We start from the raw sequence: 26632 nt of genomic DNA on the forward strand, positions 1-26632 counted from the left end.
CATTTTTAACGTGACAAATCGAAATCTTTTGCCGAAGATAGATTTGTATGGAAATAGGAACGGAATCGGAAAGAGGATGATAGAATGCGGCAGAATAGAGAAATGATTTCATGTCAGCGTCCATAATCAGCACTTCCTTTTTGTAAGAAATGTGGTATACTCGATAGAACATGAAAACCATATTAAAAAAGGTGAAAAGCAGAATGAATCATATTTCAATTACAACCCTGGAAGCGCCGGAGCTGGATATCTACGCCCGGCTGAGCGAGGGGCAGTTATTTCATTATAATGAACCAAAGGAAGGTCTTTTCATTGTGGAAAGCCCTAAGGTCATCGGGCGGGCGCTCGACGCGGGATATGAGCCGGTTTCTTTTCTGATGGAAGAACGCCATATCGAGACAGAAGGGCGGGAGATTCTGGAACGCCCGGTGTGTGCGGGAGTGCCTGTGTTTACGGCACCATTTGATGTGCTGACGCGCCTGACCGGCTTTAAACTGACGCGCGGGATGCTGTGTGCGGTGAAACGGAAGAAAATGCCGGGGATCGAGGAAATCTGTGCAGGTGCCAGACGGATCGCGATTCTTGAGAATGTAGAAAATCCTACGAATGTGGGGGCGATTTTCCGGTCAGCGGCGGCGCTCTTTATGGATGCGGTGCTTCTGACACCGGGATGCAGTGACCCGCTGTACCGCCGCGCAAGCCGTGTCAGTATGGGAACAGTGTTTCAGGTGCCGTGGACGTACATTCCGAAGGGCGACTGGGCGGAGAACAGTATGGAAACGCTTAAGAAGCTGGGATTTCTCACGGCGGCGATGGCGCTCAGTGACCGTTCCGTGAGTATCGCGGATCCGGCGCTTTCGCAGGAAGAAAAATTAGCAATCATTCTCGGAACCGAGGGTGACAGGTTGGCGGCATCGACGATCGCGGCGTGCGATTACACCGTGAAAATCCCGATGTCACACGGCGTGGATTCGCTCAACGTGGCAGCAGCGAGTGCAGTGGCGTTCTGGCAGCTGGGCATGGGAAACAGGAAATAAAGTTCTGGCTGTGTAAAAAAAATGTACATTGGTTAAATGCGTTTCAAATGCCAGAAATGAGTGCGGAAATGGATGGAAAGAATCGTTTGGAGGAAGGAGAAAATAGAATGAAGTGTCCAAAATGCGGACAGGAAGCAGTTGGAAATTTTTGCAGTAACTGCGGAACTCCGCTTGTAAATGATACAGTACGCCGAGAACAGGAAACGGTGGGAAGAAAGCCGGAAAATAGCTATGACGACGGTGATTCAGAACAGCGGAATCCAGCTCGGATGGAATCGGATGAGAAAAAGGCGGAATCCGGCTCTGGATCGAAACGAAACAGTCAGGAAAAGCGGAGCAGCCAGAGTCAGGACGCACAGAAGCGTGAGGAAGAGCGCCGCGACAATGAACGCTGCCAATCCCAGGCACAGGAGGATGCCCGCCGCGACCGTGAAGCGGCATCGCGCAGACGACAGGACGCGAGACGTTCTTCTTCCAGCGCGAAAGAGGATAAGCGGGATGCAAAACAGCAGAAGCAGATGGAAAAACGCCTTCATGCTCTGGAGTCGGAGCGGGAGCGCTCAGAGCGTCAGAAAAATCGGATGGAGCGCAGCCACCAGCGGGAACTGGAACGCCAGTCCCGGGAGGCAGAGCGCACCAGACGGGCGGCGGAGCGCAGTGAGGCGCATACGCAGAGTGACTCAAATGACGGTCCGTCCGTGCTGGATGTGACGGCAGCCGGAGTAACCGGCGTGGTTGTGCTGATGGCGCGCGTGATGCAGGCAGCCAGTTTTCTTCTGATGGCGGGAATCACCTGGGCGAATGCGAAGGCATTTCGGTATGGCGGCGACGATCTGGGCTATATCGGAACTATGATTACCGAGGAAAATTATGGTCTGGGGCTGTATGTAGGGATTGGCGTATTTCTGGTATTGATGGGCGCGATCTGGTGCCTGTGGATTCTGTCAGGCAAGCACGCGGGTGGTAAAGTACGGCTGCAAAAATACGATACGGGGCGCGGATTTATCCCGTTTATAATCATCCTTGTTCTGGTATTAGTAGCCGGTCCGGCAGCGTACCTGATGCCGAAGAATGCGGGCAGCTTACAGCCGATTGTAGACGGCGGCTATGCGGCGCTGGAGGCGATCAATGCGAACCACGGATTTCTGCTGTTCTGCAGCATCGGAGGCGCGATCCTTTCGTTTATCCGGAAAATGCTGCTGGTATAATTTTATAATTCATCTAATCGCCCGAACTGATACCCCATTTCCTCCCATTTTGCCAGAAGTTCATCGAGAATCTGAGCGTTGGTCTGCGAAGTGCTGTGCAGAAGGACGATCGCGCCGGGGTGGATGCGCGTCAGAAGCTTGGAAAATGCTTCTTCTTTGGATGGCTGCTGATCCTGCATCCAGTCCACATAGGCGAGACTCCAGAAAAAGGTCTTGTAGCCGAGCTCCTTTGCCATCTGCAGGTTCGATTCACTGTATTTGCCCTGCGGCGGACGGTAATATTTTTTCATTGTCTGCCCGGTGACGGACTGGTAGAGTGTTTCCAGGGCAGTCAGCTCCTTTTCAAATGCTGCTTTGTCGGAAATGCGGGACATATCGGGATGGTGATACGTGTGGTTGGCGACGGTGTGACCCTCTGCGATCATCTGTTTTACCAGTTCAGGACTGGTTTCGAGATAGTTGCCGACGACGAAAAAGGTTGCCGGGACATGGTGTTTTTTCAGTGCTTCCAGAATGGCAGGTGTGCAGCCGTTTTCATATCCGGCGTCGAAGGTCAGATAGATGACGGGCTTGGAGGTATCGCCTACATAGAAAGCATCAAAATTTTTTAAAGTGTCGGCGGAGGCATTGCCGACCGGTGTCTGCCCTGGACTGGGAAATCCAAGTCCCCAGTTTCCATCTGCGGAAACCGGAATCGAACCGGAATCAAAGGCAGGCGGGAGCGAGCCACAGGCGATAACAGGCGCTGAAACCGTGTGCCCGGATGGACGGCGCAGGAAATGTGCGGCAGTCTGCCCGGCGAAGAAAGCGATGGCAAACAGGGCGGGAACCAGCAGCGGGGAAATGATGTGCCGGAAACGTGATGGAACAAAATGCATGGGAAAATGAATGAACATGATGTGACCTGAAAGATATATTTTCATAAATATATGAAAGAAGGGGGAACATCATGTTTTTATTATAATTTGCTGTCCGTGAAATGCACCGAATCGGAAAAACCAAGCGGTACCATATAACAAATTTTATGTGCTGACATAACAAATTAATGCTTGTCATGCCCTTTGTACCTATGTTATTATTATAACGATGCTTAGATGAGATGCTCCGAACCCTTGAACAAGGGGAGCTGGATGAAAAGCAGACCATGAAATTATGATGAAATAAATAAGAGAAACAAGGAGGATGTTGAAGGATGAAGCCTTATAGCGAGATGACGAAAGAAGAACTTCTGGAACTTAAGCGTGATCTGAGCGATCAGTACCGGGAGTTTCAGGGCAAGAATCTGACGCTGGATATGTCACGCGGTAAGCCAAGTGCAGAGCAGCTTGATTTATCGATGGGAATGATGGACGTACTGAGCAGCGACAGTGATCTGACCTGCGAAGATGGGACAGACTGCCGCAATTACGGCGGTCTGGACGGTATCAGCGAGGCGAAGGAGCTGTTAGCGGATATGATCGAGGTTCCGGCTGACAATATCATTATCTATGGAAACTCCAGCCTGAACGTAATGTACGACACCATCTCCCGTTCTGTGACTCATGGCGTTATGGGAAATACCCCGTGGTGCAAGCTTGACAAGGTTAAATTCCTGTGTCCGGTACCGGGATATGACAGACATTTCTCCATTACTGAATATTTTGGCATCGAGATGATCAACATTCCGATGACCGCAGATGGTCCGGATATGGATCTGGTAGAGCAGTATGTGACAACCGACCCGACCGTAAAGGGAATCTGGTGCGTTCCGAAGTACTCTAACCCGACCGGCAATTCCTACTCCGATCAGACGGTACGCCGTCTGGCACGCATGCATCCGGCTGCTCCGGATTTCCGTATCTACTGGGACAATGCATACGGTATCCATCATTTATATGACGATGAGCAGGATCATGTGCTGGAGATTCTGGCAGAATGTAAGAAAGCCGGTAACCCGGATATGGTTTACAAATTCTCTTCAACTTCCAAGATTACCTTCCCGGGTTCTGGTATTGCGGCAATCGCAACTTCCCACAACAACCTGGACGATATCAAGAAACAGTTAAAGATTCAGACTATCGGTCATGATAAAGTGAATCAGCTCCGCCACGTGCGTTTCTTCAAGGATATCCACGGCATGGTAGAGCACATGAGAAAGCATGCCAACATCCTGCGCCCGAAATTCGAGGCAGTTGAGAACATTCTCGACCGCGAGCTGGGCGGACTGGAGATCGGTACTTGGACAAAACCGCACGGCGGCTACTTCATTTCCTTTGATTCACTGAACGGCTGTGCGAAGGAGATCGTTGCGAAGTGCAAGAAAGCAGGCGTTGTCATGACCGGAGCCGGTGCGACCTATCCATATGGAAAAGATCCGGAAGACCGCAATATCCGTATTGCGCCGTCTTATCCGCCGCTGCAGGATCTGATCACGGCAACCGAGCTGTTTGCACTCTGCGTTAAGCTGGTCAGTGTCAACAAGCTGTTAGAGGAAATGTAATATTAAACCAAGAAGTACAGGAATTGTATGGGTATGTCGAAGGACCGCTGCCCATACAATTCTTTTTTCGGAGAAAAAGAGATGATAAAGGAAAAGTTATCCCTGATCTGGGGAAAGTTTGTAAACAGGGAGACGATATCGTATCTGATATTCGGCGTTCTGACGACGCTGGTGGACTGGATTTCCTATGCGGTTTTCCGCCACAACGGCATGAACTACCGTATGGCGACGATTTGTTGTCAGGCGGCGGCGATCCTGTTTGCATATGTGACAAACAAGATCTGGGTATTCCGAAGCTACAATTTCCGCCCTGTATATCTTCTTAAGGAAATGGCTTCGTTTTTCTCCTGCCGTATTCTCACATCGGTGTTCACGTATGTGGCAATGATCGTGATGGTAGACGGCATGGGAATCAAACAGGATATGATCTGTAAGATTGTGGTATCAGCGATCTCGCTGGTGCTGAATTATATTTGCAGTAAATTATTTATTTTCAAAAAGAAAGAATCCTCGAAATAGGGCTGTGTGGGGAAATGACAGCGGAAATGGATGCTGAAGACAGACCGGAAAAGCCGGAAAGAGTAGAGAAAACGCCGCCTGAACAGGATTCTGGATGGAGGGAAGATGGAGCAAAGAGAACGAGACGAAAGTTCCAGTAAACTGGAAGAAGCACTCAGGGAGCTTACGGGAGCGGAGACAACGGGGAAAATAGAGGAGTATGAGAACGAGCGGGAAGGTGCGGACGTGGATTCGGAGACCGCCTGTACAGATATGAGACGCGCTGAACGAATGCCGGCCTGGAGACAGGAAGAAGATGCCAGAAAATCTAAACTTTCAGAGTCCAGAGCAGATGTCGTTAATGAGTTGAATGATGATGACTGGGAGCAGGAAGAATTAGATGAATTAGATGAGTGGGATGAACCAGCGAAATCACCCCGCGGAATGGGCCGCCTGGCTGCGGTTTTCCGTCCGTCGGATGATCTCCTGGCGGCATTTTTCCTGCCGGTGGTGATTTTGATCCTGATTTTTGCATACCGCGGTATTTTCCCTTTTGGGCAGGAAAGCTTCCTGCGGACGGATATGTACCACCAGTATGCGCCATTTTTCTCGGAATTCCGGCATAAGCTTTTAAGTGGCGAGAGCCTGCTTTACAGCTGGGATGTCGGCATGGGCGTAAACTTTGCCGCGCTCTATGCGTACTATCTGGCGAGCCCGTTCAACTGGCTGCTGCTGTTATGCCCGTCGTCCCTGATTATCGAATTTATGACCTACATGATCGTGTTCAAGAGCGGTCTGGCGGGTCTTTCGATGGCGTGGTATCTGAAAAAGCACACGGGTTCGCAGAAGTTTGGAGCGTGCTATTTCGGCGTATTCTATGCGCTGTCCGGCTATATGGCGGCGTATAGCTGGAATATCATGTGGCTGGACTGCATCGTGCTGCTGCCGCTGATCCTGCACGGCCTGGAGCGGCTGGTGCGCGAAAAAAAAGGGCTTTTTTACTGCCTGATGCTGGGACTTTCAATCCTGTCCAACTACTATATATCAATTATGATATGTCTCTTCATGGTGATTTACTATGTGGCGCTCTTGTTTCTGGAGAAACGGCCGGGATGGAAAGATTGTCTGCACAGCTTTTTCCTGTTTGGTGTGTATTCGCTTCTGGCGGGTGCGCTGGCGGCTGCGGTGCTTCTTCCGGAGATTGCGGCGCTGCAGAGTACGGCGTCTGGCGATTTTAATTTTCCGACCACACTGGAAATCTACTTCCCGATCTTTGACATGATCGCGCGGCACATCGGAAATGTACAGGTGGAGACGGGACTCGACCATTGGCCGAACCTCTACTGCGGCGTGGCAGTCTACATTTTCATGGGGTTGTATTTTCTGAACCGCCGGATTGCGATCCGGGAAAAGGTTGTGTACGGTGTGCTGCTGCTCTTTTTCTATGCCAGCTTTTCGTTCAACGTGCTGAATTTTATCTGGCATGGCTTCCATTACCCGAACAGCCTGCCGTGCCGCCAGTCGTTTATCTATATCGTGCTGGTGCTGACGATGTGTTTCCGGGCGTATCTATATCTGGATGAAATATCCAAACGGCAGTTTGCCGGGGTGACATCCGCCGCGATTGGCTACGTGATTCTGGCAGAAAAGCTGGTGACGGACGATGCGTTTGAGCCAGTTGTCTGGTATGTGGCAGTGGTGCTTCTGCTGCTGTATCTGGGCGTCTTTTATTTCTATCAAAATAAAGAACATTTCGCGTTCACGGCGGCGCTTCTGGCGATGGCGCTGGTAAGTGTGGAGGCGCTTGCCAATATGGCGGCAACGAGTATTCCGACGACGAGCCGGACTGATTATGTGGCAGACAATCAGGATGTTGCAGCGGTGACAGAGCCGCTCAAAAAGACGGAATTTTACCGGATTGATAAAACGAATGCGCGCACGAAAAATGATGGCGCGTGGATGCATTTTCCATCCGTATCTCTGTTTTCATCGGTGGCAAATGCCGGGGTGACGGATTTCTTCAAACAGATGGGCTGCGAAGGTTCGACGAACGCATACAGCATCGTGGGAAGTACGCCGCTGGTGGATTCGTTATTTTCAATCAAATATGCACTCTATGAGGGCAAGCAGGACAATCCGCGCCTGTCGCTCTATGCATTTTCAGGTGACACGTACCTCTATGAGAATCCGTGGACGCTGCCGCTCGGCTTTATCCTTCCAGATATAGTGGAAACGGGCTGGAAGCGCGATCTTTCTTCGCCAGCGGATGTCCAGAATGATTTATCGGATGTGCTGGGCGTGCCGGAGTGCCTGATTTTCACGGACGGGGAGGAGCAGGGGAATCGTTTTTCCTTTACAGCACCGGAGGATGGGGAGTATTATATAAGTGTCGCAAACCGTCAGATTGATTCGGTTAAACTGGATGTCGGCGGGGAGAGCCGCAGCATTGATACGTTGAAACGCGGGTATCTGGTGGAAACCGGATATGTGAAGGCAGGCACATTGATTCTGCTGGAGAGCAATGACAGTGCCGGAAGCATGGACGCGAGCGCGTACCGCTTTGACGAAGCCGGGCTGCGTGCGCTCTATGAGCGCCTCAACCAGCATCCATTTGAACTGGAAACATTGGGCGAGGAGGCGATGAAGGGCACGATCGACGCGGGCGAGGGCGGAACGCTGTTCCTCACGATCCCGTATGACGAGGGCTGGACGGTTACGGTGGATGGAAAAGAAGCTATCACGCGTCCGGTCTGGAAGGCATTTACCGGCGTGGAACTGACGGCGGGAACCCATACGGTGGAACTCAGGTATTATCCGCAGGGACTGCATGAGGGACTGCTGATCAGCGGAGGTGCGCTGTTTGTGCTGGTGGTGATTGTGGCTTCTATGTATATAAGGAAGAAGAAGCATGGGAAAACTTCTGCAAAATGAGAAGAACGGTGGAAAAAGAGCCGGATGGCGATTTAAAACTGAGAAATTGAGATACAAAATTTATAGAAAAGAGGTTAAAATCATGAAAAAGCTGGAAGAATATGTAAGAAGCATTCCGGACTTCCCGGAGCCGGGTATTATTTTCCGCGATATTACTACGATTTTACAGGATGCAGACGGACTGCAGCTTGCGATCGACGGAATCCAGAAATCCTTAGAGGGCGTGGATTATGATATCGTGGTTGGTCCGGAGTCCCGCGGGTTTATTTTCGGTGTGCCGGTTGCATATGCGATGCACAAGGGATTCGTGCCGATCCGCAAGAAAGGCAAACTGCCGTGCAAGACGGTATCTGTAAGTTATGATCTGGAGTATGGCAGCGCGGTGCTGGAGATGCATGAGGATGCCATTAAACCGGGGCAGAAGGTAGTCATTGTTGACGACCTGATCGCAACCGGCGGAACGACCGAGGCGATTATCAAGCTCATCGAGAAGCTGGGCGGCGAGGTTGTAAAAATCTGCTGCGTGATGGAGCTGGCAGGCTTAAAGGGACGCGAAAAACTGAACGGATATGCGGTAGATGCCCTGATTACCTATGAGGGAAAATAGGTAACTGTTCACGGGCAGGCACTTTTGGAACCGAAAGTGCCGTAAGAAAACGTGGTGGCAGCAGGAATTTGCCGTATTAAAATGCGAAGCCACGGCAAATTCCGTTACTGGGTACGTATGCGTGAACAGTAACAAAATAGTTTGCCGTTGCATTTTTTGTCAAATATTCGTATAATAGGGATATTCTATATAATATTTTATTTCATTTGCGTGAACCGCTTTCCGGATTCCGAACGGCAGGCGTTTCAGTTATCTACGGAAGGGTCAGGAGGCATATATGGGAAATTTGGATAAAATAAAAAAGCTGGATCAGGAAATTGAAGCGCCGGCGGATTTTACGAGTCCGGAGGTACTGTATAATGAGTTGATTGCCGCCATTCGCAAGTACCATCCGTCGGATGACATCAGCATGATTGAGAAAGCGTACCAGATCGCGTATGACGCACACAAGGACCAGAGGCGTAAATCAGGTGAACCGTATATCATTCATCCGCTTTGTGTGGCGATCATTCTGGCGGATCTGGAGCTGGATAAAGAGACTCTGGTGGCGGGTATCCTGCACGATGTCGTGGAAGATACGGTCATGACAGAGGAGGAGATCACGGCGATCTTTGGCGAGGAGGTAGCGCTTTTAGTAGACGGTGTTACCAAGCTGACCCAGATCTCGTGGACGATCGATAAAGTAGAGATTCAGGCGGAAAACCTGCGTAAGATGTTCTTAGCGATGGCGAAGGACATCCGGGTTATTCTGATTAAGCTGGCAGACCGTCTGCACAATATGCGGACGCTTCAATATATGAAGCCGGAAAAACAGAAAGAAAAGGCGCGTGAAACGATGGATATCTACGCGCCTATTGCTGATCGTCTCGGTATTTCCAAGATCAAGACCGAGCTGGATGATTTGTCTCTCAAATATCTCCAGCCGGAGGTTTACAAAGAATTGTCCGAAAAACTGGCGCTCCGTAAGGACACCAGGGAGGCGTTTATCCATAAGATTATGGATGAAGTCAAGAAACATATGGACGATGCGGGCATCGAAGCCAAGGTAGACGGCCGTGTGAAACATTTCTTCAGCATCTATAAAAAGATGGTAAACCAGGACAAGACGCTGGATCAGATCTATGATATTTTTGCGGTCCGGATTATCGTGGAGAGTGTGAAAGACTGTTATGCGGCGCTTGGTGTCATCCATGAGATGTACAAACCGATTCCGGGACGTTTTAAAGATTATATTGCCATGCCGAAACCGAATATGTACCAGTCGCTGCATACGACTCTGATTGGCAGCAGCGGACAGCCGTTTGAGATTCAGATCCGCACCTATGAGATGCACCGTACCGCTGAGTATGGTATCGCGGCACACTGGAAATATAAGGAGAGCGGCAGCAGCAAGGCGGCGATCGACAGCGCCGAGGCAAAGCTTTCCTGGCTGCGTGAGATCCTGGAATGGCAGCGGGATATGTCCGATAATAAAGAGTTCTTAAGTCTCTTAAAGAGCGACTTGGACCTCTTTACGGATGATGTATACTGCTTTACCCCGACGGGCGATGTCAAGAACCTGCCGAGCGGTTCCACCCCGATCGATTTTGCGTATTCGATCCACAGTGCGGTCGGCAACAAGATGGTTGGTGCCCGTGTCAACGGAAAACTGGTCAACATCGATTATGTCATTAAAAATGGTGACCGTGTCGAGATTATTACCTCCCAGAATTCCAAGGGACCGAGCCGCGACTGGCTGAAACTGGTTAAGAGCACACAGGCGAAGAATAAGATCAACCAGTGGTTCAAGAGCGAGCTGAAAGAGGACAATATTCTGCGCGGCCGTGCGCTTCTGGATAAATATTGTAAGGCGAAGGACATCAATTATTCAGAGTTAAATAAACCGGAATATATGGAAAAGGTCATGAAGCGCTATGCGTACCGTGACTGGGATTCTGTTCTGGCATCGATCGGACATGGCGCCCTCAAAGAGGGACAGGTCATCAACAAGATGCTGGATGAGCGCAACAAGAAATTAAAGAAAGAAGTAACCGACACGACGATCCTCGATAACATGGCGTCGGATGGAAACAAGGTTCCGGTGATCGCAGCCGGGAAGTCGAAGAGCGGTATCGTTGTCAAGGGAATCCACGATCTGGCGGTTCGTTTTTCGAAGTGCTGCAGCCCGGTTCCGGGCGATGAGATCGTCGGATTTGTCACAAGGGGACGCGGTATCTCGATCCACCGGACGGACTGCATCAATGTGATGAATCTGCCGCAGGAAGAGCGTGAGCGCCTGATTGAAGCCGAGTGGCAGCAGCCGGAAGCACAGACGGGCACGGAAAAATACTCCACCGAAATCAAGATCTATGCGAACAACCGTATCGGCATGTTTGTGGATATTTCCAAGGTATTTACCGAGCGCCAGATCGACATTACCTCGATGAATGTGCGTACAAGCAAGCAGGGCAAGGCGACGATCGTCATGACGTTCGATATTCACGGAATTGAGGAATTAAATAAATTATCTGATAAACTCAGACAGATTGAAGGAGTATTAGATATAGAGAGAACTGCCGGATAAGCGGTTCTCTCTATATTTCACAGGTACTTACACCCTGTGAAAGTTTCACATATTATTAGGAGGAAAAGATGGAGATAAAACGGCTGATCGTGGGAATGGTCCAGACGAACTGTTATATTGCGGTGCATCCGGAGACGAAAGAAGCTGTGATTGTCGATCCGGGCGATGAGGCGGCGCGGATCGAGGATGCACTGGCGCAGACCGGAGCGAAGGCAAAGGCGATTCTGCTGACTCATGGACATTTTGACCATGTGACGGCGATGGAAGAGCTGAGACGGGATCTGGGCGTGCCGGTCTATGCCTGTGAGCAGGAGCAGGCGGTCTTGGCGGATCCGGATAAGAACCTGTCCGTCCAGTTTCAGGGCGGCGGTCTGCATCTGAAAGCGGATATGCTTTTGAAGGATGGAGAGACGTTCGAGGCAGCGGGCTACACGTTCCAGATGCTTCATACACCGGGACATACGGAAGGTTCCTGTTGTTATTATGTAAAATCAGAGAAGGTGCTGTTTTCGGGAGATACCTTATTTGAAGGTTCTTACGGACGCATCGATTTCCCGACTGGAAGCGGACGTCAGATGATTCATTCGGTGGCAGATATCCTTCTGAACCTGCCGGATGATACGAATGTATATCCGGGACATATGGGATATACGACGATCGCCGACGAAAAACAGTACAATCCGCTGGCGGGATACAGGGGGCGCGAAGCATGATAGCGATTTTGTTAAATGACGCGTCCTTTGAACAGGATATCCGTGAGCTCCTGATGGCATTTTATCCGGGCGAGACATTTACGCACAAGGAAGAGGAAGCCGGGGAGGCGGAGCTGATTGTACGGGGAGTCCGGGACGGAAACTCGTTTTCACTGGATGTGACGCCGGTGAAGAAAGAAGCTGTTCACTTTGCTTTGATTTATCCGGATTTTTCCAACCGTTTTGAGACGAAAAATGAGATCAAACAGACGTTATACCGTCTTTTGAGTGCCCAGACCGGCAGAGAGCTTCCGTGGGGGACGCTTACCGGCATCCGTCCGACGAAGATTGCGCTCACGAAGCTGTATGATGGCTGGACGGACGAGCAGATCGAGACCTATATGCGCGAGACGTATTTCACCAGCAAGGAAAAGATCGATCTGAGCATCGACGTGGCGGAGCGCGAGAGACGCCTGCTGTCCACGATCGATTATGAGAATGGGTACAGCCTGTATGTGGGAATCCCGTTCTGTCCGACGACCTGCCTGTACTGTTCGTTTACGTCGTTTCCGATTGTGAAATGGGAAAAACGGATGGACCTCTACAAAGAGGCGCTTTTTAAGGAAATGGAATATGTGGCGGAGCAGATGAAGGATCGCCCGCTTTCGACCATCTATTTTGGAGGCGGCACACCGACCTCGTTAAATCCGCAGGATCTGGATGAGATCCTGACAAAGGTGGAAGAATTATTCCCGGTGGAACAGGCAGTTGAATTTACCGTTGAGTCGGGACGTCCGGACAGCATCACGCGCGAAAAGCTGCAGGTGCTCCGGAATCACGGCATTTCCCGTATTTCCATCAATCCGCAGACGATGAAGCAGGCGACGCTTGACCTCATCGGACGCCGTCATACGGTGGAGGATGTGAAGGAAAAATTCCTGCTGGCGCGGGAGTTGGGATTTGACAATATCAATATGGACCTGATCGTGGGTCTGCCGGAGGAGACGATCGACGATGTCCGCCAGACAATGGAGGAGATCAAGGCACTCAGACCGGACAGCGTGACGGTGCATTCGCTGGCGATCAAGCGCGCGGCGCGCCTGAATATCTATAAGGAGCGCTACGGAAATCTGAAGATTGTCAATACACAGGAGATGATTGACCTGACCGCGCAGTATGCCGAGGAGATGGGACTGAAACCGTACTATCTCTACCGCCAGAAAAATATGGCGGGCAATTTTGAAAATGTCGGTTATGCGGTTCCGGGCAAGGAATGTCTCTATAATATATTGATTATGGAAGAAAAACAGACGATCGCCGCCTGCGGTGCGGGAACGACTACCAAGGTTTATTTCCCGGCAGAAAACCGGATTGAGAGGGCGGAGAACGTCAAGGAAGTTGAGCAGTATATCGACCGGATCGATGAGATGATCGGGCGGAAAGAGAAGCTGCTTGGACGAAGAGAGTAAAAACGAAAAATTCACAGATACAGGGTGTCAGATGCAGAAAAACACTTTGTAACAGAGAAACATAAAAATCCAGTTTCCAGCATGGAAAAGTGAAGTTTTCTTTGCGCGGGAAATATGGTCGCAGAAAGACATAGAAGGAGTTTGACACATGGCTTTAAAGAAAAAACCAGTTACAGGCATGAAGGACATTCTTCCGGGCGAGATGGAGATCCGGGATTATGTGCTGAATATCATCAAAGATACCTACCGCGGATACGGCTTCTCAGCGATCGAGACTCCGTGCGTGGAGCACATTGAGAACCTGACCAGCAAGCAGGGCGGCGACAATGAGAAGCTGATCTTCAAGATTTTAAAGAGAGGCGAGAAGCTGAACGTCGAGGCAGCACAGACAGAGGCAGATGTCGTAGACGGTGGTCTCCGCTATGACTTAACTCTGCCGCTCAGCCGTTATTATGCAAACAATTCTGCTAATTTATCAGCGCCGTTCAAGGCGCTGCAGGTCGGAAGCGTATGGCGTGCCGATCGTCCGCAGAAGGGGCGTTTCCGTCAGTTTGTACAGTGTGATATCGATATTTTAGGTGATGCGACAAACCTGGCTGAGATCGAGGAGATTCTGGCGCTTACCAAGGCGCTGAAGCGCATCTGCCCGGACAAGGCATACACTGTCCGCGTCAATGACCGTGCGATCTTAAAGGGCATGGCAGATTACAGCGGATTTCCGGAAAATGAGACCGATAAGGTATTTATCATTCTCGATAAGATGGATAAGATCGGTCTGGACGGTGTCCGCGAAGAGCTGCTTGCAGAAGGTTATGCGCCAGAGGCGGTTGAGAAATACACCGGACTTCTGGCAGAGATTCAGAACGATGCGGCAGGCGTCCGCGCGCTGGGCGAGAAGCTCTCCGGCGTGATGGATCCGGCAAAGGCAGAGAATCTGGCAACGATCATGGAGACTGTTAAAGCGGTTGCAGACATCGAATTCGGTCTTGAATTTGACCCGACGCTGGTGCGCGGCATGGGCTACTATACCGGAACGATTTTTGAGGTTTCCATGGAAGGCTTCGGCGGCTCCGTTGCAGGCGGCGGACGTTACGACAAGCTGATCGGCAAATTTACCGGCGTCGATACACCGGCGTGCGGATTTTCCATCGGTTTTGAGCGTATCATCACGATCCTGATGGATTCCGGTTTCAAAGTACCGGAGGCAGCCGGCAAGAAAGCATTCCTGTATGAGAAAGGTTTAAGCGGCGAGCAGTTCCGTGCCGTCTTAAAGAAAGCACAGGAAGAGCGCGCTAACGGCACCCGCGTGGCAGTCGCACAGATGAACAAGAACAAGAAATTCCAGAAGGAGCAGCTGGCGAAGGACGGCTACGAGGAGATCGTGGAATTTTACAAAGACAGTTTGAAGTGATTCAGTTTTTGAATTTTTCAGATAAAACTATAATAAACGGAGGAAATACTATCATGGCAGAATCTATGGCAGGACTGAAACGTTCCCATCGCTGTACCGAGCTGGGAACTGCCAATATCGGTGAGAAAGTAACCGTTATGGGCTGGGTTCAGAAGAGCAGAAATAAAGGCGGCATTATTTTCGTGGATCTGCGGGATCGTTCCGGTATCCTGCAGCTGATCTTCGAGGAAGCTGACTGCGGCGCTGAGAGCTTTGCAAAGGCAGAAAAGCTGAGAAGCGAGTTCGTTATCGCTGTAACCGGACGCGTAGAGGCACGTTCCGGTGCAGTAAATGAAAACTTAAAGACAGGTGCGATTGAGATCCGCGCGGATTACCTCCGCATTTTGGCAGAGTCTGAGACACCGCCGTTCCCGATCGAGGAGAACTCCAAAACCAAAGAGGATCTTCGCCTGAAATACCGTTACCTGGATCTGAGACGTCCGGATATCCAGAGAAACCTGATGACAAGAAGCCGCGTGGCTATCCTGACCCGTGCATTCTTAGCAGAGGAAGGCTTCCTTGAGATTGAGACTCCGACTCTGATTAAAAGTACTCCGGAGGGCGCGAGAGACTACCTGGTACCGAGCCGTGTACATCCGGGCAGCTTCTATGCACTGCCGCAGTCTCCGCAGCTGTTAAAACAGCTTCTGATGTGTTCTGGATATGACCGCTACTTCCAGCTGGCACGCTGCTATCGTGACGAGGACTTAAGAGCCGATCGTCAGCCTGAGTTTACCCAGATCGATATGGAGCTTTCCTTCGTTGACGTTGAGGACGTTCTGGATGTCAATGAGCGTCTGTTAAAGAAGCTCTTCAAGGAGATCTGCAATTACGATCTGCAGCTTCCGATCCAGCGTATGACCTGGCGCGAGGCAATGGATCGTTTCGGTTCCGATAAGCCGGATCTGCGTTTCGGCATGGAGTTGAAAAACGTATCGGATGTAGTAAAAGACTGCGAGTTCGTTGTATTTAAGAGTGCACTGGAAAATGGCGGCTCTGTCCGCGGTATCAACGCAGAAGGACAGGGCGCTATGCCGAGAAAGAAGATCGATGCGCTGGTTGAGTACGCAAAAGGCTTTGGTGCAAAAGGTCTTGCATATCTGGCAATCCATGAGGACGGTACCTACAAGTGCTCCTTCTCCAAGTTCATGAAGCCGGAAGAGCTGGATGCACTGGTGGCTGCTATGGGCGGTAAGCCGGGCGATCTGCTTCTGTTCGCAGCTGACAAGGATAAAGTTGTATTTGATGTACTTGGAAACTTACGTCTGGAGATCGCTAGACAGCTTGACCTCTTAAAGAAGGATGATTTCAAGTTCCTGTGGGTAACCGAGTTCCCGCTGCTTGAATATTCAGAGGAAGAGGATCGCTACGTAGCTATGCACCATCCATTTACCATGCCGATGGAAGAGGATCTTCCGCTGATCGATACTGATCCGGGCAAGGTACGTGCAAAAGCATACGATATCGTCCTGAACGGTACCGAGATGGGCGGCGGTTCTGTCCGTATCCATCAGGCAGACATCCAGGAGAAGATGTTTGAGGTTCTTGGATTCACGAAGGAGAAAGCACAGGAGCAGTTCGGCTTCCTGTTAGACGCATTCAAATACGGAGTACCGCCGCACGCTGGTCTGGCTTACGGTATGGACCGTATGGTTATGCTGATGGTCGGCGCAGACAGCATCCGCGACGTCATCGCATTCCCGAAGGTAAAAGATGCTTCCTGCCTGATGATGGAAGCACCGTCTCAGGTTGATCCGAAACAGCTTGAAGATCTTTCCATTGGTGTGGTCGAGAGCGATGAAGCGGAGAAGACCGAAGAATAAAATATAAGATATGGAACAGCCTGGGAAGACTGTGAAATAGAAAGCAAACAGGGCTGGATGAGAAATGCAGAGAAATACTGGATTTTGTCGGACAGTCCTGTTTTGCGTGTGAGATGAAAAAGTTCCATTTGTCCTTGGCAACTGAATATATAAATTGCTTGCATTGGGGAACTCAGGAGGATGGAAAAGGACTCTCTTTTCTATATGTGGCAGAAACTATGAATCTTTTGTGAACCTATGGAATCTCCCACCCGAATCTGCTAAAATACAGACAGATTGAGAATGTAATCAGGATATGACAGCGTGGAAAAAGGTTCTGTCATACACGGCAGAGTAAAATAAATGAGGTGAAGATTTTATGGATAAGATTAAAATACTGGTCGTGGACGATGAGGCGAGGATGCGGAAGCTGGTGAAGGACTTCCTTTCGATTAAAGGGTATCAGGTGCTGGAAGCCGGGGACGGCGAGGAGGCGGTGGATCTGTTTTTCCAGCAGAAGGACATTGCGCTGATTCTTCTGGATGTGATGATGCCGAAGATGGACGGCTGGGAGGTTGTGAAGACGATCCGCAAGTATTCGCAGGTGCCGATCATCATGCTGACGGCGAGAGGCGAGGAGAGCGACGAGCTGCAGGGCTTTAATCTGGGCGTGGATGAGTATATTTCCAAACCGTTCAGTCCGAAGATCCTGGTCGCACGTGTGGAGGCGATCCTGCGCCGCAGTAACGGCGGCAGCCAGGATGTGATCGATGTGGGCGGCATCCACATTGATAAGACGGCACATCAGGTCAGCGTGGATGGAAAACCGGTGGATTTAAGCTACAAGGAATTTGAGCTGATGACGTATTTTGCAGAGAATCAGGGAATTGCGCTTTCGAGAGAAAAAATTCTGAATAATGTATGGAATTATGATTATTTCGGCGATGCGCGGACGATCGATACGCATGTGAAGAAGCTTCGGAGTAAGCTGGGCGAGAAAGGCGAGTACATCAAGACGATCTGGGGCATGGGCTACAAATTTGAGGTAAGCGAATGAAACGTTCGGTCCGATGGAAATTTACAATCATATTTGCCGGGTTGATGACGGTTGCAATCGCGCTTATCTGGTGTATCAATAACTGGTTTCTGTCCGGATATTACCAGAATTATAAGATTCATACGCTGGAAAAGGGATATCGGGCGATTGACGCGATTATCCAGAATGAGGTCCGGAATGGCGAGAGTTCGCTGGAGGACGCACAGGCGGAGCTGAATTCGGGCTGGAAAGAGTACCAGAAATCGAAAGATGGAAGTTCTGATGTGGACAGTGCGGATGGCGGTTCGGCTCAGTTTGGTAAAAATGGAACTGGTGATAGGGCTGGCGCTGAGACACAGGATGCGCTGGGTGAATATGCGGAAGGTGACACGGTGGTGCTGGAGGATGACTCGGAGGATGCATCGGCGGATGCACTGGATGGGGAGGAAGCTTCGAGCGGCGGTGTCCGGCTGGCAAATGTGATCCGCGAGCTGCGTGACCGGTCGAATATTTCCCTGCTTTTATATGACAGCGAGAGTGACCAGACACTCGTCTCCTCGGCGCGGGATGTGGAAGTCATGCGTGAGCGGGTGCGGCGCTATATCGTCGGTCATGCGGGGGCGAAGCGGGATGTATTGCGGGAATATGACAACTACATGATTCAGAAGACGTTTGACCCGCTCAGCAAGAAGTTTTATCTGGAAAGCTGGGGGTTTTTCTCGGATAATGCGACCATTTTCATCATGACGATGCCGATGGAGAGCATCCATGAGAGCGCGGCTATCTCAAACCGGTTTCTGATGTTTGTTGGAATCGTGGTAATTCTGGCGGGAAGTATTCTGATTTATTTTATTACCCGGCACATTACGATGCCGATCAAACGGCTGTCGGAGCTGTCGGAAAAGATGTCGAACCTGGATTTTGATGCCCGTTATGAGACAAGCTGCCGCTCGACGGAGGAAATTGATACGCTTGGAAACAGCATGAATGTGCTTTCGGAGCGCCTCAAGACAACGATCGGGGAACTGAAAGAGGCGAATGCACAGCTTAAAAAGGATATTGACGAGAAAGTGCAGATCGATGAGATGCGTAAGGAGTTCATCGCGAATGTGTCGCATGAGTTAAAGACGCCGATCGCGCTGATTCAGGGCTATGCGGAAGGACTCGTCGAGGGCATGGCGGAGGACAAGGAGAACCGCGATTATTACTGCGGCGTTATCATGGACGAGGCTGGGAAAATGAATCGGATGGTGCGCCAGCTTCTGACCTTGACGGCGCTGGAATTTGGCGGAGAACGGCTGTCTGTGGAGCGGTTTGACCTGACGGAGCTGATTGCCAGTGTGATTTCTTCTTCCGGTGTGCTGCTTAAGCAGAATGAGCTGACTGTGGATTTTGACGGGAAGGAACCGGTCTACGTCATGGGCGATGAATTTAAAATAGAGGAAGTCATCACCAATTATCTGACGAACGCGATTCATCATGTGGGCGGCGGGGAGAAGAAGATTCAGATCCGGATTGACCACCGGCGCGATGGAAAAGAGGTCTGCGTGGAAGTGTTTAACACGGGAAATCCGATCCCGGACGAAGCGCTTCCGAACCTCTGGACGAAGTTTTACAAGGTAGATAAAGCGAGAACGCGGGAATATGGCGGCAGCGGCATCGGGCTTTCGATCGTCAAGGCGATCATGGAGATGCACCATAAGGCGTGCGGTGTGAAGAACCATGAGAACGGTGTGGAGTTCTGGTTTACGCTGGACACGGCTGGTGAAAAATGAAAATAAAATTTTGCCAGAGACAGAATCTTAGAATTATGAAATATGTTTCAGAATCGTGATTTGCATTATATATGAGATGATATAAAAAACACTTGAAAATACAGGGCATTTCGGCAGCCTGGGGCAAAAATATTTTGTCCCAATATGGTTGAAATTCCCTGTATTTTTGCGCTTTTTTGTCGGAAATTAAAATCTTAAATAAATATAAAAGATCCGTCATTTCCTTGACAACGAAAAGAAAAGAAAATATAATAACAATGTAACAAGATTTAATAATTATGTAACATTTCGAACGATAGATAACACCACAGCGATTGGGACTCGATTCTTTTGTTTCAGCAATATCTGCGGGAATCACAAAATCTAATTAAGGAGTTTTGAAGCATGAATTTAAATAGAACAAAGAAACTTTTCAGTATGGTATGCGTGTGCTCAATGCTGACCATTGGCAGCGCGCAGGCAGCTTTTGCGGGGCCGTCTACAGGTTATGAGAGCGACATGGTGGCAACCGTGGCAGCAGACCTTTCGATCTATGCGGATGAGGATGAAAACTCAGAAGTAGTAGCGATGGCTGAAAAGGGCGAGTCCTATGACGTAGTTGGAAAGGCAGACGACAGCTGGATCAAGGTAGCAGCCGGTGAGATGGAAGGCTATTTGAAGGTTCAGAGTAGCGTTATGCTCAGCAAGGCAGAGGAAGCAGCTGCAGTCGCAGATGCATTTGTCGCAGAGCAGAGCAATCTCTCGACCAGAGAGCAGTTAGTCAATTATGCACTGCAGTTTGTAGGTGGACGTTATAAATTTGGCGGCAGCGACCCGCACACAGGGGTTGACTGTTCTGGTTTTACGAAATATGTGATGCAGCACGGTGCCGGTGTGAGCCTGAACCGTTCTTCAACTTCCCAGTCCAGGCAGGGTACAGCAATCAGCGCTGACCAGATGCAGCCGGGCGACCTGATTTTCTACGGAAGCGGAAGAGGTATCAACCATGTAGCGATGTATATCGGCGACGGCAAAGTGGTACATGCTTCAACTGAAAGGACCGGCATCAAGACTTCCCCATGGAACTACCGCACACCGGTTAAGATTGTGAACGTGCTGGGTTAAGAATGAATTTACGAAACATCTGCATTGAACCTTTTCATGAAAAAAGGGTTGGATGCAGATGTTTTTTGATTTCATAGGAAATTGCGTCCGATGAAACAAAAAAATATTACTGGCATAAAAAGTAAGAATTACCCTGCATACTTTCGCAGTAAAATTCCATACTAAGACCTGTAACAAGAAAGTGACGGTTAAGCGGCTGTTCACAGGAAGCCGGAACCGACACGTAGAAAACCTGACAGGGCAGGAATTTAGGAGGAATGACTTATGTCAAGCAAAAACAGTTACAGCAACTATGATAACAGTGCTGAGAAAAACAGCACCAAAAATGCATCCAAGAACAGCTCTAATTATGGTTCCAACCAGAGCCAGAACCGCATGCAGAACCAGAGCCAGAACCGTTCCAGGAATAGCTCTAAAAACCAGTATCAGGACAAGACAGAGGATGATTACAGCGATTGTGACTGATGAGACAGGCAGATAAGAGAAAAAATAGTGAATGCCGGGAATGCGGAATATCCACCGTTTCCCGGCATTTGTTCGTTTTCTAGCCAATGGAAGAGGCTGCCGCATCTCCTCCGACACCTGTCCGACGGACAAAGCATATATTAATATTACATAGAGTTAAAAAAGAAATCGGGTTCTGTCAGAAACCGTTTTTGTATAAAATGAGGAGGGATGACGGATGTATCAGACCATACCGGTGCGGTATCTGGACGCGTGGCTGGAGCAAGGGTACACGGGACGGCTGATTGACCTTCGGACGCCGGAAGAATATAATGTATCTCACCTCTGCGAGGCGGAAAATATTCCATTTTTATGGCTTCAGGATAACCGGCAGACACTTACAGGTGAACGTCCGCTTCTGTTTTACTGTGCGCGGGGGAGTGAAAGCCTTCTGGTGTGCGGCTGGTATGACCGGATGGGATATGAGGTTTATAATCTGGGCGGCGGTTACCGCTTTTATCAGGGGAAGTATCAGTGCAGCCTGAGATAGACACTTTTGCCGCGGCTTTTCATTGACAGATGCAGACCAGTCAACTAGAATAAAAATGGTGAAGACTGTAATGAAAATAAAAGGATTCTTTGCATGAAATGATTTGGCAATGAATCCACAGAGAGATAAGAGGAAAAAAGATTGAAACGATATGAACTGATTGCTTCCTGCCATTTTGGACTGGAAGCAGTGTTAAAAAAAGAGGTAGTGGATCTGGGCTATGAGGTTACCGAGGTGGAAAATGGTCGCGTAACCTTTATCGGCGATGCGGAGGCGATCTGCCGTGCGAATATTTTTCTGCGGACGGCGGAGCGCGTCCTTTTAAAAGTGGGAAGCTTCAAGGCAGTGACCTTTGACGAGCTGTTTGAGGCGACCCGTGCGATTCCGTGGGAGAAATATCTTCCGAAGGACGGTAAATGCTGGGTTAAAAAGGCGTCGTCTATTTCGAGTAAGCTGTTCAGCCCGTCAGATATCCAGAGAATTATGAAAAAGGCGATTGCCCGTCATATGCAGGAATATTACGATCTGGACCGGATGCCGGAGACGGGCAATGAATATCCGCTGCGCGTCTTTTTCTATAAGGATCAGGTGACAGTCGGTATCGATACGAGCGGCGAGTCGCTGCACAAGCGCGGTTACCGTCAGATGACGAGTAAGGCGCCGATCACGGAAACACTGGCAGCGGCGCTGATTCTTCTGACTCCGTGGAAAGCGGACCGGATTCTGGTCGATCCGTTCTGCGGAAGCGGTACTTTCCCAATCGAGGCGGCGATGATCGCGGCAAATATGGCACCGGGCATGAACCGTTCCTTCCTGTCGGAGAGCTGGACAAACCTGATTCCGAAGAAATGCTGGTACGACGCGATCGATGAAGCGACCGAGATGGTGGATGATACCGTAAAGGTAGACATTCAGGGCTACGATATTGACGGAGAGGTAATCAAGGCGGCGCGGGAAAATGCGGAGAGAGCCGGAGTGGATCACATGATTCATTTCCAGGAGCGCCCGGTGGCGCAGCTGAGCCATCCGAAGAAATATGGCTTTATTATCACAAACCCGCCTTACGGCGAGCGTATCGAGGAGAAAAAGAACCTTCCAGCGCTCTATAAGACGATCGGTGAACGGTTTAAGGCGCTGGATTCCTGGTCGATGTACCTGATTACCGCGTATGAGGACGCAGAGCGCTATATTGGCAGGAAAGCGGACAAGAACCGGAAAATCTACAATGGTATGATGAAGACGTATTATTATCAGTTTATGGGTCCGAAGCCGCCGAGAAGAAAAACGGGGGATCAGGTTGAAGCGTAATGTTTTCTATGGGGCGCTTCTGGTGCTTCTGCTGGGATTTCTGGTACGCGAGAACCGTCTGATTCATATTCCGAAGCAGGTGGAAAAGACGGAGGAGAGCGCCGAGTGGCAGCCGGAGTGGTATGAGCAGATGGCCGAGGAGATTAATGACAGCCCGATCACGCTGGAAGTCGATGGAACAATGGTCGATCCGCAGCTTGGAAGCTTGAGAATGTCGCAGGACGGGCAGTTTATGATACCGTATGGGATGCTGCCGGACGCGCTTTCCTGTGCGGCGCTTCTCTACGATGGAAACCGGCTTGTGATGGAGCGCGGCAATACTCATGCGGAGATGACGGTCGGAAGCCCGGAACTTTTGCTTGGGGAGGAGAGCCAGACGATTGCAGCACCCCCAGAGTGGGAAAATGGAATCCTGTATGTGCCGCTTGAGGCGGTGACGGAGGTATTTTCCTATGAAGAAAATTGGGATGCAGAGAACCGGAAAATGGAACTGACCGGGTCAGAGGATCCAGCCACGTTTTTGCCGGAATCCTATGATTACCGGAAGGCTGGCCGGGCACCGGCGGTTAAAAACCAGGGGAGTCTCGGAACGTGCTGGGCGTTTGCATCGGTGATGGCGCTGGAAAGTCGTGTCCGGCCGGAGTGGAATGTCAGCTTTTCGGAGGATCATATGTCCCTCCGGAACAGCTTCCATTTTTCACAGAATGCCGGGGGCGAGTATACGATGTCGATGGCGTATCTGCTGGCGTGGCAGGGGCCGGTGCTGGAAGAAGAGGATCCATACGGCGACGGCTATTCGCCTGACGGTTTAAGCCCTGCTTGTCATGTGCAGGAGATACAGGTGTTGCCGGAGAAGGATTATGAGGCGGTTAAACGGGCGGTTTATCTGTACGGAGGCGTTCAGAGCTCCCTGTATACGGCGATGGTCAGTGACCGCGACGACACGCATTATTACCGGAAAGAGACAGGGGCGTACTGGTATAATGGCGATGAGAAGCCAAATCATGACGTTGTGATCATCGGCTGGGATGACCACTATTCGAGAGACAATTTTAATCAGCCGCCGGAGGGGGATGGCGCGTTTATCTGCGCCAACAGCTGGGGCGGCGAATTTGGGGACGATGGGTATTTTTACGTGTCCTACTATGATACAAATATTGGGATCCACAACATTCTCTATTCCGGAATCGAGTCGGCAGATAATTACGACCACATTTACCAGACAGATCTGTGCGGCTGGGTCGGGCAGCTCGGTTACGGAAAAGAATCGGCATTTTTTGCCAATATTTATACGGCAGAGGAGAAAGAAGAGCTGGAGGCAGTCGGCTTCTATGCAACCGGGGAAAATACATCGTATCAGGTATATACCGTGACGGACGCCGAGGGCAGCTCCCAGTTCGGGCGGCGCAGAAAGGTGGCTTCCGGGGAGGTTGCGAACGCCGGATATTATACGGTTTTGCTGGATAAGACGGTGACGCTGGAGGCAGGCGAACGGTTTGCCGTGATTGTCGAGATCACGACGCCGGGAGCGATTCATCCGGTGGCGATCGAGTACAGTTCGCCGGATAAGGGACTGACGGTCGATTTAAGCGACGGTGAAGGCTATATCAGTTACCGCGGTTCCTCCTGGGAGCGCGTGGAGACGGAGCAAAACTGCAATGTGTGTTTGAAAGCGTATACGAGGAATGTGGATTCCTGGAATTGATTGCTGGTACGGATGTGAAGGTATGGCGGAAGCTGTTTTTGAAGAACGGTGATTCGGAATGTCGGGATATGAAAAGCCATGCTGTTTGAGGATAAAGGAGCGAGGAAAAGTGAGCGAGAAAATTATATTTGCGACGGGGAATGCGGGAAAGCTGAAAGAGATCCGTGAGATTTTAAAGGATTTAAACCGTGAGATTGTTACGATGCGCGAGGCTGGATTTGAAGGCGAGATCGAGGAAAATGGAACCACCTTCCGCGAGAATGCAGAGATCAAGGCGAAGGCAGTCTGGGAGAAGACGGGCGGCATCGTGCTGGCAGATGATTCCGGACTGGTGATAGATTATTTAAACGGCGAGCCGGGCGTTTATTCAGCGCGGTATTTAGGGGACACACCGTATGAGGAAAAGAACCGGATTTTGATTGAGCGCGTGAAGGATGCAAAAGGAAAAGAGCGGAGCGCCCGTTTTATGTGCAATATCGCGGCAGTGCTGCCGGATGGCAGAGTGCTTCACACAGAAGCGGCGATGGAGGGCGAGATTGCAAAGGAAGCGGCTGGAAACGGCGGATTTGGATATGATCCGATTCTCTGGCTGCCGGAGTACGGCAAAACGTCAGCAGAGCTCACGATGGAGGAGAAAAACCGTATCAGCCACCGGGGCAAGGCGCTGGAGCGGATGAAAGATGCGCTGAAGGAGGCGCTTGGCGAGAGATGAAAAAGATATTAATTACAAGCGACACCCACCGTCGGGATGGTAATCTGCTGGAAGTCATCCAGAATGAAGCACCGTTTGACATGTTCATTCATCTGGGTGACGCCGAGGGAAGTGAGGACATGATTACATCGTGGTGTAAGGAGCAGAACCCGGACTGCGAGGTCTATATGGTGCTGGGAAATAATGATTTTTTCTCCCATCTGGACCGTGAGAAGGAGATTTCGATTGGAAAATACCGCACATTTCTAACCCACGGTCATTTTTATAGCGTATCGGTTGGGACGGAGCGCCTGATCGATGAGGCACAGGATCGCGGCGTGCAGATTGCGATGTTTGGACATACCCACAAGCCGTATCTGGAGCTGCGCGGGGATCTGACTGTGTTGAATCCGGGCAGTCTTTCGTTTCCGCGCCAGGAGGGCAGACGCCCGAGCTACATGCTCATGGATCTGGATGACGAGGGCGAGGCGCATTTTACGACCTGCTATTTGTAGAGGTCTGTTACTGGGCACATATGTGTGTCACTGTACACGCATACGTGCCCAGTAACTATGCGTGTACAGAAACCGAAAAAGCAAATATCCGCATATTGACGCATTTTCGGTAAATTGTTATAATGAGAGAGATTGTGAAAAAGGTACTTATCAATGATTCAATCGACCCAATAAAGATGCCGGGGACGGAGGTTTCGTTTCCGAGGCAGGAGTATGACATGAAACTGGAAGCTTTAATTCAAAATATGACGGATCAGATCAAAGAGGCGCAGCTAAAACTTGGTTATGCCAGGGAGACGATGCGCCTTTATTATCCGCTTTCTTCCCTGAATGCGATGCTGGAGATGCAGGAGACGGATATCCGGGAGCTGGCGAAGAAGATACGGCATGAGCTGGAGGCGAAGAAGGAGAAAATGGGAGATACCCAGATTCGGATCCACGCCGATCGGATCGTCTTTACGATCCCGCCGGATTTTGTGGAGTATGTCCATGAGCAGGTTCCGGAACCGCCGTTTTTAAAGGAGCTGATCCAGTTGTTTCGGGAAAAGCACGCCTGCACAAAGGAAGAGATTACCGCTGTGTTTGAAAAATTCGGTGCGTATGAGTGTCGGCAGATGCCGGACGGCATGGATTTTGATTATGTCATTTATTTTACAGACAGCAGCATCGATGCATATGATTACTGCATCCGTGAGGAGATGGGGCACACGATTTACCACCGATTTGCACGGGCTGATTTTGAGGCATTGATGACGATTCAATAAAAAG

At 50.3% G+C, this 26632-nt stretch carries 22 protein-coding genes; 21 read left to right on the top strand and 1 reads right to left on the bottom strand.

The annotated features are described in order from the left end of the window. Positions 1–203: 203 nt before the first annotated feature. Together DW720_RS04100 and DW720_RS04105 are read left to right on the top strand one after the other, a co-directional pair. Positions 204–1037 (top strand): RNA methyltransferase, encoded by an 834-nt coding sequence (locus DW720_RS04100; RefSeq protein WP_118749281.1) that lies wholly within the window; start codon positions 204–206, stop codon positions 1035–1037. Between the two features lie 107 nt (positions 1038–1144). Then, positions 1145–2245 (top strand): zinc ribbon domain-containing protein, encoded by a 1101-nt coding sequence (locus DW720_RS04105; RefSeq protein ID WP_107000513.1) that lies wholly within the window; start codon positions 1145–1147, stop codon positions 2243–2245. A 2-nt stretch (positions 2246–2247) separates the two neighbouring features. On the opposite strand, the gene DW720_RS04110 is transcribed toward DW720_RS04105, so the two are convergent. Continuing rightward, positions 2248–3141, bottom strand: coding sequence for a polysaccharide deacetylase family protein (locus tag DW720_RS04110; RefSeq protein WP_243023752.1), 894 nt, complete (start codon positions 3139–3141; stop codon positions 2248–2250). 296 nt (positions 3142–3437) lie between these two features. On the opposite strand from DW720_RS04110, the gene DW720_RS04115 reads away from it, so the two are divergent. From DW720_RS04115 to DW720_RS04205, 19 genes are all read left to right on the top strand, one after another. Further along, entirely contained in the window at positions 3438–4724 is a 1287-nt protein-coding gene (locus DW720_RS04115; protein WP_107000512.1) for an aminotransferase class I/II-fold pyridoxal phosphate-dependent enzyme, read from the top strand. A gap of 81 nt (positions 4725–4805) precedes the next feature. Then, positions 4806–5243, top strand: a complete 438-nt coding sequence (locus DW720_RS04120) for a GtrA family protein (protein ID WP_107000978.1) — start codon at positions 4806–4808, stop codon at positions 5241–5243. 105 nt (positions 5244–5348) lie between these two features. Beyond that, the gene (locus tag DW720_RS04125) at positions 5349–8153 is read left to right on the top strand and encodes a YfhO family protein (RefSeq protein ID WP_107000511.1); all 2805 of its coding nucleotides are present in this window, start codon (positions 5349–5351) and stop codon (positions 8151–8153) included. 82 nt (positions 8154–8235) lie between these two features. Next, positions 8236–8760, top strand: coding sequence for an adenine phosphoribosyltransferase (locus DW720_RS04130; RefSeq protein WP_107000977.1), 525 nt, complete (start codon positions 8236–8238; stop codon positions 8758–8760). Between the two features lie 277 nt (positions 8761–9037). After that, the gene (locus DW720_RS04135) at positions 9038–11323 is read left to right on the top strand and encodes a bifunctional (p)ppGpp synthetase/guanosine-3',5'-bis(diphosphate) 3'-pyrophosphohydrolase (protein WP_022359323.1); all 2286 of its coding nucleotides are present in this window, start codon (positions 9038–9040) and stop codon (positions 11321–11323) included. Between the two features lie 68 nt (positions 11324–11391). Further along, positions 11392–12036 carry an MBL fold metallo-hydrolase gene (locus DW720_RS04140; protein ID WP_022359324.1) on the top strand — a complete coding sequence of 215 codons (645 nt, stop codon included), beginning with the start codon at positions 11392–11394 and terminating at the stop codon, positions 12034–12036. Next, complete coding sequence (gene hemZ / locus DW720_RS04145; protein ID WP_022359325.1) at positions 12033–13484, top strand: coproporphyrinogen dehydrogenase HemZ; 1452 nt, start codon at positions 12033–12035, stop codon at positions 13482–13484. The genes DW720_RS04140 and hemZ overlap by 4 nt, the downstream gene beginning before the upstream one ends. 148 nt (positions 13485–13632) lie before the next feature. Further along, complete coding sequence (gene hisS, locus DW720_RS04150; RefSeq protein ID WP_107000509.1) at positions 13633–14895, top strand: histidine--tRNA ligase; 1263 nt, start codon at positions 13633–13635, stop codon at positions 14893–14895. Positions 14896–14948: 53 nt separating this feature from the next. Beyond that, complete coding sequence (gene aspS / locus DW720_RS04155) at positions 14949–16757, top strand: aspartate--tRNA ligase (protein ID WP_107000508.1); 1809 nt, start codon at positions 14949–14951, stop codon at positions 16755–16757. Between the two features lie 358 nt (positions 16758–17115). Next, positions 17116–17793: a response regulator transcription factor gene (locus DW720_RS04160; protein ID WP_022359328.1), complete on the top strand. Its 678-nt coding sequence runs from the start codon at positions 17116–17118 to the stop codon at positions 17791–17793. Further along, entirely contained in the window at positions 17790–19547 is a 1758-nt protein-coding gene (locus DW720_RS04165) for a HAMP domain-containing sensor histidine kinase (RefSeq protein ID WP_118749282.1), read from the top strand. Before DW720_RS04160 ends, DW720_RS04165 begins: the two co-directional genes overlap by 4 nt. 384 nt (positions 19548–19931) lie before the next feature. Then, a complete protein-coding gene (locus DW720_RS04170) occupies positions 19932–20651 on the top strand; it encodes a C40 family peptidase (protein WP_118742894.1) in 720 nt (239 codons plus the stop codon). Positions 20652–20915: 264 nt separating this feature from the next. Then, entirely contained in the window at positions 20916–21116 is a 201-nt protein-coding gene (locus tag DW720_RS04175; protein ID WP_107000506.1) for a hypothetical protein, read from the top strand. 217 nt (positions 21117–21333) lie between these two features. Then, a complete protein-coding gene (locus tag DW720_RS04180; RefSeq protein ID WP_022359332.1) occupies positions 21334–21645 on the top strand; it encodes a rhodanese-like domain-containing protein in 312 nt (103 codons plus the stop codon). 141 nt (positions 21646–21786) lie between these two features. Further along, positions 21787–22953: a class I SAM-dependent RNA methyltransferase gene (locus DW720_RS04185; protein WP_118742893.1), complete on the top strand. Its 1167-nt coding sequence runs from the start codon at positions 21787–21789 to the stop codon at positions 22951–22953. Further along, positions 22943–24658, top strand: coding sequence for a lectin like domain-containing protein (locus tag DW720_RS04190; protein WP_118742892.1), 1716 nt, complete (start codon positions 22943–22945; stop codon positions 24656–24658). Before DW720_RS04185 ends, DW720_RS04190 begins: the two co-directional genes overlap by 11 nt. 109 nt (positions 24659–24767) lie before the next feature. Next, positions 24768–25370, top strand: coding sequence for an RdgB/HAM1 family non-canonical purine NTP pyrophosphatase (rdgB, locus tag DW720_RS04195; RefSeq protein WP_107000503.1), 603 nt, complete (start codon positions 24768–24770; stop codon positions 25368–25370). After that, positions 25367–25864 (top strand): metallophosphoesterase, encoded by a 498-nt coding sequence (locus DW720_RS04200; RefSeq protein WP_118742891.1) that lies wholly within the window; start codon positions 25367–25369, stop codon positions 25862–25864. Before rdgB ends, DW720_RS04200 begins: the two co-directional genes overlap by 4 nt. Before the next feature lie 134 nt (positions 25865–25998). After that, complete coding sequence (locus DW720_RS04205) at positions 25999–26628, top strand: DUF3877 family protein (protein WP_182427961.1); 630 nt, start codon at positions 25999–26001, stop codon at positions 26626–26628. Positions 26629–26632: the final 4 nt, after the last annotated feature.

It is taken from the genome of Clostridium sp. AM27-28, from assembly GCF_003480955.1.
Lineage (GTDB): Bacteria > Bacillota > Clostridia > Lachnospirales > Lachnospiraceae > Otoolea > Otoolea fessa.